This is a genomic window from Sulfurospirillum diekertiae, from assembly GCF_002309535.1.
GTDB lineage: Bacteria > Campylobacterota > Campylobacteria > Campylobacterales > Sulfurospirillaceae > Sulfurospirillum > Sulfurospirillum diekertiae.
Genome location: NZ_CP023275.1, coordinates 1,817,106 through 1,828,390, shown reverse-complemented (window position 1 = coordinate 1,828,390; position 11,285 = coordinate 1,817,106). Strand labels below are relative to the sequence as shown.

Genomic DNA, 11,285 nt, shown 5'->3' with positions numbered 1-11,285 from the left:
GAAAGTTTTTTGTTATTTAGGAGATTATTTTATGTTTAACATCGTTTTAGTACACCCTCAAATCCCACAAAATACGGGAAGTATTGGTCGAATGTGCGTTAATGCCGATTGTAAATTGCACATCATTAAGCCGACCATGTTTGAGATCAGTGATAAGAGTGTACAAAGAGCAGGGCTAGATTATTGGCATCTGTTGGATGTGACGGTTTGGGAAAATTTAGATGATTTTTTAGAAGCACACAAAGACAAATTGGAACGTTTCTTTTTTGCTACAACCAAAACAAAGAAAACTTATTTTGAAGCCTCTTTTAAACCAGGAGATTTTCTCTTTTTTGGAGGTGAGTCCACAGGACTTCCGATGGAGTTGATGAAAATGAAATGGGAAAATGCCATCACCATTCCGATGGGCAAAAACGGCAGAAGTTTGAACCAAGCGACTTCGGCTGGCATTATTCTCTACGATGCCATTCGTCAAAATTTTGAAACGTTTAAATCAACCTCTTGGTCATAAACTATTAAAGGCGACACCATGAAAATAAGTGTAATGCTTCTACTCAGCTTTCTACCCCTTTTTGCCAGTGCCGCCATGAATATCACAACCAACGAGCAAGTTTCACAAGCATTAACGCCTGATGTTTTACGTGCCCAGATTGGTTTTGAAGAGCAAAACAAAAGTGCTGATGCGATTAAAGAACATCTTAATGTCATTGTTGCTTCGGTTAAGCAGTTTGACCCTAAAGGTGAATTTTGTCGTGGCGGTGGTTATTATCTTGCTCCTCGTTACACCTATAAAGATCAAAAGCAGATTTTTAATGGCTACGGTGGAACGCTCTCTTTTGGGTGTGATTTTAAGTCTATTGATCATTACAATGCTCTTTTAGTGGCAATTCAGAAAGTTAAAGTGCCAAGTGTTCTCATCAATCAAAGTGCCCTAACATGGGAAGTGAGCCTGAAAACTCGCAATAGCACACGTCTTGCGATGCGTGCCTCTTTGTTACAAACAGCGAGCGAACAAGCAGCCTTTTTTTCAAAAGAGATGAAGATGCACTGCGAGATAAGTGCGGTTACTTTTGAAGGAACTGAGCCTCAACCTGTCATGATGAAGAGTATGCTCTCTCGAGCGAATGCCTCTTTAAAAGAAGAGTCTGTTCCTACCGAAGAGCCTATTTTGCATGAGGAAACCCTCTTTTTATCGGCAACCGTCAATTATACGTGTGCAGTTAAGTAATCGATTTTGGTAAAGTTTTGAGTTTGAAAATTCACGATATTCTTTTCATCGGAGCGGGAGCAAGCGCTTTGATGGCAGCCTCACATTTACAAGGACATGATGTTGCCTTGGTGGATGTTAATCCTAAAATAGGGGCAAAATTATTGATCTCTGGTGGTGGAAAATGCAATCTTACCAATCGTTTTGCAACAACTGATAATTATTTGGGAGATCAAGCGTTTATTGCGCCCGTTCTCTCTTCCTTTGATGCTACATCTACACTTTCGTTTGTCAAAGAACACCACCTGAGCATAGAAGAACGTGATCATGGCCAAATCTTTTGTGCCAACAGTGCTAAAGAGTTGGTTTCCATTTTTGGACGTTTGACTTCATATTGTACGTTTTATCTTTCCACTAAGGTTTTACATGTAACGAAAAATGAGCATTTTTGTGTCACGACCGATAAAGGTGAAATTCACGCCAAAAAAGTGGTCGTTGCCAGCGGAGGACTGAGTTATGCAAGCATTGGTGCTAGTGATATTGGCTACAAAATTGCAGAGTCTTTTGGCCATAGCCTTGTGACTCCTTCTCCTGCACTTGTCGGGTTAACGCTTCAAAAAGAGCAATTTTGGATGAAAGAACTCAGTGGTATTGCTTTGCCTGTCACCTTACATGTAGAAGGAAAACGCTTTAGCGAGAATCTTCTGTTTGCCCACAAAGGCATTAGTGGTCCTGCTGTTTTGAGTGGTTCGTTGTATTGGAAAAAAGGGAATATCACGATTGACTTTTTGCCACACGTCAAGAGTATGGAAGCTTTATTGAAAGAACAGAGTAAAAAGCAGATTATTACAGCACTTGGACTTCCTAGACGTCTGATTAAGGCATTTTTGGATGCTATGGGTATGGAAGACAAGGTGCTTTCCAAATTGACGGCTCACGAGCGAGAATTACTCTGCTCTTTAAAGTCGTACACCTTTGCACCTGCTGGAAATTTTGGCTATACCAAAGCTGAAGTGACGAAAGGCGGTGTAAAAACAGATGAAATTGATGCGCATAGCTTTGAGAGTCAACGCTGTAAAGATCTCTATTTTATCGGTGAAGTGCTTGATGTGACAGGAGAATTAGGCGGTTTTAATTTTCAATGGGCATTTGCTTCTGCTTCCTTTCTTGTCAAAGCAATTATTTGATACAATAAGTCACTTCATAGAAAAGGGTGTGTGTGAATAGAGAAGTTTTGATACCATTTCGCAACCTTAAAATGGTTCTGTCCATTATTTTTATAGTTGCATTCTCACTCTTATCGCTCATTATTTATTATTTTGATACTTTGGAAACTGAAGAAGAGCGTGCTAAAGTCTATACGACTGCGGTAAACTACAGTTATGACATTAAATTAAATCTCGAACATGCTCTCTCCTCAACCCACACACTTCAAGCACTGCTAAGCCAAAATGATGATTTTTTTATACGCAATTTTGAAAGAGTTTCGAAAAATCTTTTATCTGAATACCCTGGTGTCATTGAGCTTGCTATTGCACCTGCTGGTGTCATTGCTCAAGTTGCGCCTCTTCACGGTAATGAAAAAGCACTTGGACTGAATTTATTTGAAATAGAAACTCAAAAAAAAAAGTCATTTCTAACACGAGACAGTGGTAAACTGACCTTAGCGGGTCCTTTGGAGCTTGTGCAAGGCGGTATTGGTTTAGTCGGCCGTTTACCGCTTTTTGAAGATGAAACGAAAAAAGAGGGTTTTTTAGGGTTTGTTCTAGCCGTTATACGTATTTCAGAAATTTTTGATACAGTGAAAGGTGCACATTTAGAACACGAAGGACTCTCTTATGAAGTATGGCGTGTGCACCCCGATAACAAAACGAAACAGATCATTGCTTGCACAAGCCATTCTTCATTGATTGATCCTGTGATTTATACCTTTGAAGTCCCCAACAATACATGGACAATTAGCATGGCTCCAACAAAAGGATGGAATAATTCACCTGTTTTGATAGTACGAGAACTCATGGCATTTGTTTTCGCATTGATGTTAGTCTCTATGGTAAAACTATTTATTGATCTAAAGATGGCTAAAGTTGCTCTAGAATCCAAAGTGCTTCAAACAACAGATGAAAAAAATGTACTTGCGCGCCAATTAGAAATTGTTTTAAATGCTATTCCTGACCTTATATGGCTTAAAGATCCTAATGGCATCTATCTTATGTGTAATAAAGCATTTGAGCGTTTATATGGGGCAAAAGAAGAAGATATTATTGGCAAAAGTGATTATGATTTTGTGGACTATCAGCAAGCCGATTTTTTTAGAACACATGATATTATTGCAATGGATGCGCATCAATCTGTTCGTAATGAAGAAGAGCTCAGTTTTAAAGGCGATGGGTACAATGGCTTTTTTGAGACAATTAAAACACCTATCTATGATCAAAATAGTGATCTTATAGGCATACTTGGTATTTCACGCGATATTTCTATACGCAAAGAAAATGAAGAAAAAATCCAAAAACTTGAGTATTTTGATCCTCTTACCTCATTGCCCAATAAACTTCAATTACACTTGCGTCTTGAGCATGATCTTAACATTGCACAAAAACAAAATGAAAAGCTAGCAGTTTTATTTATTGACTTTGACCATTTTAAAAATATTAATGACACGCTAGGGCATGCTGTGGGTGATCAATTGTTGGTCAAAGTTTCGAATCGCTTGAAGACTCTTTTACGCCAAGTGGATACCCTCTCACGTCAAGGTGGTGATGAGTTTGTGGTTGTATTACCTGGTGTGAGCGTTGACGATACGGTGCATATGGCAAAACGACTTCTTCAAGCGATTGAACAGCCGATTAAGATTGCTGATAATGAGTTGATTATAACTGCTTCGATTGGTATTGCGCTTTATCCTGATGATGGGACAGATATTGATACCCTTTTTAAATGTGCTGACGCAGCAATGTATTTAGCAAAACAAAATGGCAGAAACAGTTATCGTTTCTTTACTTCTGAAATTCAAAGCCGTTCCGCTCGCATTTTAAGCTTAGAAAATGCACTACGTTATGCGCAAGTGAGAGGAGAACTTAGTCTGCATTATCAGCCGCAAGTTTCACTTTGTGATGGCAAAATTGTAGAAGTGGAAGCACTGCTTCGTTGGCATCATCCTGAGTTTGGTATGATTTCACCTTGCGAATTTATCCCTATTGCCGAAGAGAGTGGACAGATACTTTTGATTGGTGAATGGGTGATGCGTACTGCAGCTAAGGCTATGAAAGAGTGGCTTGATATTGGATTTCCAGCGATGAGTGTGGCCGTTAATCTCTCCGCTGTTCAATTTCACCATGCGCATCTTTCCAAACTTGTGAGTTCAATCATTGATGAGGTCAATCTTCCTGCGTGCTATTTTGAGATTGAATTGACAGAGAGTGTGACAGCACAAAACCCTGTTCATGCGATTGCGACGATGAATGAGCTTAATGCAAAAGGAATTCGTCTTTCTATCGATGATTTTGGCACGGGGTATTCATCGCTCAGTTATTTGAAGCGCTTTAAAGTCTATAAGCTCAAAATTGATCAGTCCTTTATTCGCGATATTAGTATTGACCCAGAAGATCGTGAAATCGTTAAAACGATTATTGCCTTGGGTAAGAGTTTAGGTTTGAAAACCATTGCAGAAGGTGTTGAGACTAAAGAGCAATTGGACTTTTTAAAAGAAAATGGATGTGATGAAGCTCAAGGGTATTACTTTAGCAAACCCTTGAATGTCACCGATCTTGAGGCGTTATTGAAACACCCCGAAATTATTTTGCGTAAGAACAGCAATAATCCGCAATAGATTTTACATGTAACGTAAAACTTGAGTTTGCAGGCACTTCAAATGTTGCTTGAGAGTGAATGATCAAAGGCTCTTTTTGGTTAGGAAGTTCAACGCTCAATTCACCACTTAAAAATTCCATAACTTCGGCAGAGCCAGTGTTAAAAGTATAGTCACCTACTTGCATACAGCCAAGGGTTTTGGTCGTGCCATCTTCAAATTTCACGGTATAACTAACGACTTTACCATCAAAATAGATATTTGCTTTTTTGACGACAGTCACATTTTTAAATTCCATTGTTTTCCTTTATTGGGTTAAGTAAGATCTCATAATTATAATAACTTTTGGCTTGTAATTTCTTTTTCATTCTGTTTCTATATAATGTTGCATCTAAAAACTTTGGAGTGTGTTTGATGATGAAAATAGCCGAGTTAATTAGTGGATACGAAAAGTTTAAAGATACCAAATTTAAAAAGTATGAAAATAAATTTTTGGATCTTGTGAAAAATGGTCAAAACCCTAAGGTTTTATTTATTGCGTGTAGTGATTCTAGAGTGGATCCCTCGTTAATTACACTCTCATCTCCTGGCGATCTTTTTGTGCTTCGAAACATTGGCAACTTCGTTCCTCCTTTTGCTCCCGATAATGACTTTCACGCAACCGCCGCAGGGATTGAGTATGCTGTTTCTGTTTTGGGTGTTACAGACATCGTGATTTGTGGACACTCCCATTGCGGTGCCATTGAGACGATGTATACCAACATTACGGACATTAATTTGGTGCATGTTAAAAAGTGGTTAGAGCTGGGATTGGATGCTAAAAATTATGTGACACAAAAATTGAGTAAAGATGTCAGCCATGCTAAAAGGCTTGAATTAACCGAAAAAATTTCACTGCTTTTCCAATCGAAAAATCTTTTAACCTACCCAGATGTGGAACGTCGTGTTCATGCGGGCGAGCTTTTTATTCGCTCTTGGTACTACCATCTAGAAACAGGAGACTTGGAGTATTTTAATACGGAATCAGGTGAGTTTGAACCCATGATTGGAAGTGAAAATTAATGCAAGGTCACAAACATTGATCCGTTGGGTTCTGCTTTTTATCCCGCTCTTACTTTCAGCTCTTGAGTTTAAAGTGGCAACGTACAATGTTGAAAATTTGTTCGATGCTCAAAATGACGGCAATGAGTATGAAGAGTACAAACCCAACACTAAACATGGTTGGAATGAGGCAATGTTGCAGATCAAGATTGCCAATATTGCTCGTGTCATTACCGACATGGATGCGGACATTATTGCCCTTGAAGAGGTTGAAAACAAAGCTGTTCTTCAAAAGTTAAATGCCGCTCTTGGAAGTAAAATGTATCCGTATCTGTTTTATCCCAACAAAAAAGAACGCGTGAACATCGAAACGGCACTTTTATCACGTTTCCCTATTGAAAAAACATCATCCATTTTTATTAAAGATCAAGCGCGAGGTATTCATCGCATTACCCTTAAAATCGATAATAAGCGCTTAGATGTTTATATCAACCATTGGCCTGCGCAAAAAGAGAAAGAAGAAGAGAGACTCATATATGCAACCACACTGCATAATCTCCTGCTAAAAGAAGAGGGCAGTGAATATCTTCTTCTAGGAGATTTTAACTCACCGTATCAAGTACAAAAAGATTGGGGTATGGGCTTAGTGACTATTCTTAATGCTGGAGACAAAAAAAGTACATTGTACAACCTTTGGTATGATCTGCCTGTAGAAAAACGCTATTCGCATAGTTACGGCAAACAAAAAGCAACATTGGACCATATTATTATCCCCAAAACGTTGAGTGATGGAAAAGGGATTGATTATAATGAAGCGTCACTTGCCGTTTTTGTGCGCCCTTATATGCTCGATGAAAACAATAATCCAAAACGGTGGCAAATAAGCGATAGAGGAAGAGGGGTACACCAAGGTGAAGGCTTTTCGGATCACTTTCCCTTGACTGCAATTTTCCATACATCTTCATATTAGGTAAAAAAAATAACACCTTTTTAAGTCGAGTGCTTTTATAGTTACATCTTATAACTAACATAAAAGGATTCGATATGATATGTGCTGAAAAACTTCAACGTTTCATGATGGCAGCAGTGCTTTTGGTCGCGTGTTGTCTTATGAGTGCAGGCTCCATTTATGGTACGATCTTGCTTGGATTTGTGATCGCGATGATTCTCGTGTGGGCCATTACTGATTTTTGCCCTTCCATTTGGTTGTTTACAAAGCTCGTAGGACACTGTAAAAGTAGCCGTTAACTCCCCAATTTTCCTTTACATGTAAAAGGACGATTTAACCAACTTTTGGTTACAATCAAGCCAAATTATTTACATGTAAAGGTCACTCAATGATCAAACCCCTTTTGATAGAAATAGGCGTCGAAGAACTTCCTGCGATTCCTTTTTTGAAAGAACTCCCCAATATTGAAAAATTATGGCTTGATATTTTAGAAAAAAATGCATTGGCATGCGAGTTTAATTTTTACTACACTCCACGACGTTTAGTGCTCTGGCATGAGGCATTTCCTACCCAACAAGATGAGCGTGAAGAAGAATTTTTTGGCGCGCCTTTAAGTGTTGCGATTAAAGAGGGTGTGCCAACGCCTGCAGCGCTTGGTTTTGCTAAAAAATGTGGTGTTGATTTTAGTGAAGTCTCTCGCACGATAAAAGATGGTAAAGAGGTACTTTACTATAAAAAAACGATTGCAGGACAGAGTTCAAAATTATTGCTTCGTGAGATGATTGAAAGTTTTATCAAAGGGCTTAATTTTGGAAAGTCGATGCGTTGGGGCTTTTTAGAAGAGCATTTCATTCGCCCGATTCGTTGGTTTGGCTGTATGCTAGGCGATGAGCATGTGCCTTTCTCCCTTTTTGGCATCGAATCCACTCCTTTTTCATACCCTCACAGAACCATTTCGTATGAGCCATTTGCGTACATGTTTGCAGGGGATTATTTTGATAGACTCGCTGAACGTGGTGTTGTGCTTTACCCGACCAAACGTCAAGAGATTATTTTAAATGATTTTAAAGCGATTGAGCAAAAAGAGGGTATTCACATCGAAATTGATGAAGACCTTTTAGCGGAAGTTGTGGCGATTACGGAGCATCCAAAAGCGCTGATTGGAAGTTTTGAAGAGCGATTTTTACGCCTTCCACCCGAAGTTATTACCACTTCGATGAAAGAGAACCAACGTTATTTCCCTGTCTTTAAAGACGGCCATCTTACCAATCGTTTCATCGTGGTTTCCAATGCGATCAGCGATGATTATGACTTAATTGTACGCGGTAATGAGAAAGTGCTTCGCGCTAGGCTTTCCGATGCTCTTTTCTTCTTGGACAATGACCTTAAACATGGTCTAAGTTACGAAGGACTCAAAGACATTACGTATCTGGATGGCTTGGGCTCACTTTTGGATAAAGAGCTTCGTGAAAAAGCAATCACAACGTATCTTGTTACGAAATACCAAACCACATTGCTGGCTCAAAATGCTCGTCTTAATGCTTCAAGTTTAACGGCACTGATGGATAAATCGGTCATGTACAGCAAAAGTGATCTCTTAAGCGAAATGGTGTACGAATTTACGGAACTTCAGGGTTTAATGGGCTATTACTATGCGAATGCGGCACACGAAGATGAACTTTTGGCACTCTCACTTAAGGAGCAGTACCTTCCTAATTCAGAAGAGAGCGACCTTCCAAGTACACTTTTTAGCGCGATTGTTGCGCTTGCGTATAAGCTTGATTCGTTGATTGCACTCTTTAGCATTGACAAGATTCCAACGGGTAACAAAGACCCGTATGCACTTCGCCGTGCGGTGAATGGTATCATTAAAATTGTGCTCGATCAAGGCATTGCTTTTGACATCAAACACGATCTTAAAGCTTTAAGTGCATCGTATAAAGCATTTGATTTTGAAGTGTTAGAGACGTTTTTCCTAGAGCGTATGTATCAATTTTTCGATGTCAATTCTTCGATTATTTCAGCCGTGATTAGCAGTGGCGAACGCGACATTGTGAAGCTTTCTCAAAAGATCAAAGCGCTTGCTAGCATTGTTCAAGACGATGGTTTTAAAGAGATGTTCTCAACGTTTAAACGGGTTGCAAACATTATTAAAAATATGGATGTTTCCGTTGAAACTTCTGTGAATGAGGCGTTGTTTGATAACACCTATGAAAAAGAGCTTTATGCTTCTTTTAGATCCGTTGTCTCAAAAAATTATGCTTCTTTTGAAGAGAACCTTGATGCACTGTTTGCGCTTAAACCACAAATTGATGCGTTCTTTAATAACGTCATGGTTAACACGGAAGATTTAAGTGTAAGAGCCAATCGTCAGAATCTAATTGCTTCAGTTTACAACGCGTTTAAATCTATTGCAGATATTAAAGAGATTAGTATTTAACTTCTTTGAGCGTGAAAACACTTTCACGCTCTCTCCTCCCCATAGATCATTAAGGTTAAATTTGGCATAATAGGTTAAATTATTTTAACTATATTAAAGAAAAGATCACTTATCAAAATGTCAGTCAGTAAACGTATTAAGTATTTTAAACAACTTGCTATTGTCTTAACCATCTTCTGGACGCTTTTAACAACGATTTTCGTGGTGTATCAGTTTTACAATGAAGAAAAACACGTTGAAGAAAGCTCGTTAGAACGTATCAAAGGTGTTGCGGAAGAATCTTTGGCTTTTGTGTATTGGGCTTACGAACAAAAAGCAAAGGCGATGAGCGATGAGCAACGCCGTACGTTTCAAACCAATTTTTCCTTCAAAGACCTTTTAGCCCTTCTTGCAAAACAGAGCGATATGGCATTTGACATTACGCCTGCTGCTAAAGATATGAACCACACGGCTTTAAAACCTTCGATCAAAAAAGCGTTTTACACGGTTAAAGAAGAGCATCGCGATAGTTTTGCACTTTATAAGGAAGAAAATACAAAATACCTTTTTTATGTCAAGCCTATGATTGCCAATCATGTCTGCATCTCCTGTCACGTTCATGATGATGTTGCTATTGGAGATTTATTGGGGTACACGTCGATTCAAATGAAAGTTCCCACGTTTAAAAGTGCGAATCCTCAAAGTTTTTATTTTTTGATTGTGACCTATGTGGGCACATGGCTTTTGGGGCTTTTTGCCATTTGGTGGATTCATTCTCGCGGTCGTAATTACCTCAATGAAAAAACACGAATGTATGAAGAGAGTATGTATGCGCTCATCGACATGATGGAAAAACGTGACAGTTACACGGCAGGGCATAGCCAACGAGTCGCTGAGTATTCTAAAATGCTTGTGCTTGCCATGGGCTACAGCAGTGATGAGGTTGATTTTATTTACAAAGCGGGCATGCTACATGACATCGGCAAGATTGAAATCCCCGATGCTATTTTGCTCAAACCCGATAAGCTAACCTCGATGGAGTATTCGCTGATCCAGCGTCATTCTACAGCGAGTTATGAGCTTCTCTCGCGTGAACCTTTTTCAAGACTTGCGCATGTTGTGTTACACCACCATGAACGCTATGATGGCAAGGGGTATCCGCATGGCTTGCGTGCCGATCAAATCCCCTTTTTCTCGCAAATCATCACCGTAGCGGATGCCTTTGATGCGATGACGACCAATCGTGCTTATCGTAAAAGTCTCAGTCGCAAAGAGGCATTTGCGATTTTAAAAGCAGAGAAGACAAAGCAATTTAACCCTTTAATTGTGGATGTGGCATTGGACATTTTTGCCGAAGTCAAACTACCTGAAAATACGACGCAAATGCCCAAAGGCTTGCTGGAAGAGATGCGTTTTTCTTACTATTTTCGCGATCAACTCACCAGTTTTTACAATGTCAATTACCTCAAATTTATTTTTGCACATGCGGGGGCGTGTCAATTAAAAATTCGCAGTGTGGATCACCTAAACTGTACCAATTTTGCGCTCTACAATAAAAAACATGGCTGGAAAAAAGGCGATGAATTTTTATGTTTAATTGCTCAAACGATTAATTTTATCTATCCAGATGCCATCATTGTGCGGGCATACAGTGATAACTTTTTGGTTTTACATGTAAACGAAAATGAGCCGAAAATGGACTACGCCAAAATCGATCTTTTACTGAGCGAACATGAACTTTTGATGATCTATCAGCATATCGATTTGAGCGAAGATGAGCATTTAACCTTGGAAATATTAGAAGATAAACTACTTCGTTTATAGAACACTGTATAATTGTCCCTATAAACTCTACTAC

General features: G+C 39.1%; 10 protein-coding genes. 9 read left to right on the top strand and 1 reads right to left on the bottom strand.

The genetic code is table 11. The annotated features are described in order from the left end of the window. The first annotated feature begins 31 nt into the window (after positions 1–31). The 4 genes from SJPD1_RS09375 to SJPD1_RS09360 are packed head-to-tail and all read left to right on the top strand — an operon-like array spanning position 32 to position 5,039. A complete protein-coding gene (locus SJPD1_RS09375; protein WP_096046927.1) occupies positions 32–511 on the top strand; it encodes a tRNA (cytidine(34)-2'-O)-methyltransferase in 480 nt (159 codons plus the stop codon). 18 nt (positions 512–529) lie between these two features. Next, a complete protein-coding gene (locus SJPD1_RS09370; protein ID WP_096046926.1) occupies positions 530–1,228 on the top strand; it encodes an SIMPL domain-containing protein in 699 nt (232 codons plus the stop codon). Between the two features lie 17 nt (positions 1,229–1,245). Then, positions 1,246–2,394, top strand: coding sequence for a BaiN/RdsA family NAD(P)/FAD-dependent oxidoreductase (locus tag SJPD1_RS09365; RefSeq protein ID WP_338055367.1), 1,149 nt, complete (start codon positions 1,246–1,248; stop codon positions 2,392–2,394). A gap of 32 nt (positions 2,395–2,426) precedes the next feature. Then, a complete protein-coding gene (locus tag SJPD1_RS09360) occupies positions 2,427–5,039 on the top strand; it encodes a bifunctional diguanylate cyclase/phosphodiesterase (RefSeq protein WP_096046924.1) in 2,613 nt (870 codons plus the stop codon). On the opposite strand, the gene ppnP is transcribed toward SJPD1_RS09360, so the two are convergent. Beyond that, entirely contained in the window at positions 5,005–5,316 is a 312-nt protein-coding gene (gene ppnP, locus SJPD1_RS09355) for a pyrimidine/purine nucleoside phosphorylase (RefSeq protein ID WP_096046923.1), read from the bottom strand. The genes SJPD1_RS09360 and ppnP overlap by 35 nt on opposite strands. A 119-nt stretch (positions 5,317–5,435) precedes the next feature. On the opposite strand from ppnP, the gene SJPD1_RS09350 reads away from it, so the two are divergent. The 5 genes from SJPD1_RS09350 (at position 5,436) to SJPD1_RS09330 (ending at position 11,251) form a co-directional block, all read left to right on the top strand. Beyond that, positions 5,436–6,080 carry a carbonic anhydrase gene (locus SJPD1_RS09350; protein WP_087439877.1) on the top strand — a complete coding sequence of 215 codons (645 nt, stop codon included), beginning with the start codon at positions 5,436–5,438 and terminating at the stop codon, positions 6,078–6,080. Next, positions 6,070–7,029 carry an endonuclease/exonuclease/phosphatase family protein gene (locus SJPD1_RS09345; protein WP_210394352.1) on the top strand — a complete coding sequence of 320 codons (960 nt, stop codon included), beginning with the start codon at positions 6,070–6,072 and terminating at the stop codon, positions 7,027–7,029. Before SJPD1_RS09350 ends, SJPD1_RS09345 begins: the two co-directional genes overlap by 11 nt. Before the next feature lie 74 nt (positions 7,030–7,103). Beyond that, positions 7,104–7,307 carry a phosphoribosylaminoimidazole synthetase gene (locus SJPD1_RS09340; RefSeq protein ID WP_096046922.1) on the top strand — a complete coding sequence of 68 codons (204 nt, stop codon included), beginning with the start codon at positions 7,104–7,106 and terminating at the stop codon, positions 7,305–7,307. An 89-nt stretch (positions 7,308–7,396) separates the two neighbouring features. After that, positions 7,397–9,448 (top strand): glycine--tRNA ligase subunit beta, encoded by a 2,052-nt coding sequence (gene glyS / locus SJPD1_RS09335; RefSeq protein ID WP_096046921.1) that lies wholly within the window; start codon positions 7,397–7,399, stop codon positions 9,446–9,448. Between the two features lie 117 nt (positions 9,449–9,565). Further along, a complete protein-coding gene (locus tag SJPD1_RS09330; protein ID WP_096046920.1) occupies positions 9,566–11,251 on the top strand; it encodes an HD domain-containing phosphohydrolase in 1,686 nt (561 codons plus the stop codon). The last annotated feature ends 34 nt before the right edge of the window (positions 11,252–11,285 follow it).

What these genes read in the sequence shown, in the direction of transcription:
- SJPD1_RS09375 (WP_096046927.1), top strand. Translation starts at nt 32, where the DNA reads ATGTTTAACATCGTTTTAGTACACCCTCAAATCCCACAAAATACGGGA.
- SJPD1_RS09370 (WP_096046926.1), top strand. Translation starts at nt 530, where the DNA reads ATGAAAATAAGTGTAATGCTTCTACTCAGCTTTCTACCCCTTTTTGCC.
- ppnP (WP_096046923.1), bottom strand. Translation starts at nt 5,316, where the DNA reads ATGGAATTTAAAAATGTGACTGTCGTCAAAAAAGCAAATATCTATTTT.
- SJPD1_RS09350 (WP_087439877.1), top strand. Translation starts at nt 5,436, where the DNA reads ATGAAAATAGCCGAGTTAATTAGTGGATACGAAAAGTTTAAAGATACC.
- SJPD1_RS09340 (WP_096046922.1), top strand. Translation starts at nt 7,104, where the DNA reads ATGATATGTGCTGAAAAACTTCAACGTTTCATGATGGCAGCAGTGCTT.
- glyS (WP_096046921.1), top strand. Translation starts at nt 7,397, where the DNA reads ATGATCAAACCCCTTTTGATAGAAATAGGCGTCGAAGAACTTCCTGCG.
- SJPD1_RS09330 (WP_096046920.1), top strand. Translation starts at nt 9,566, where the DNA reads ATGTCAGTCAGTAAACGTATTAAGTATTTTAAACAACTTGCTATTGTC.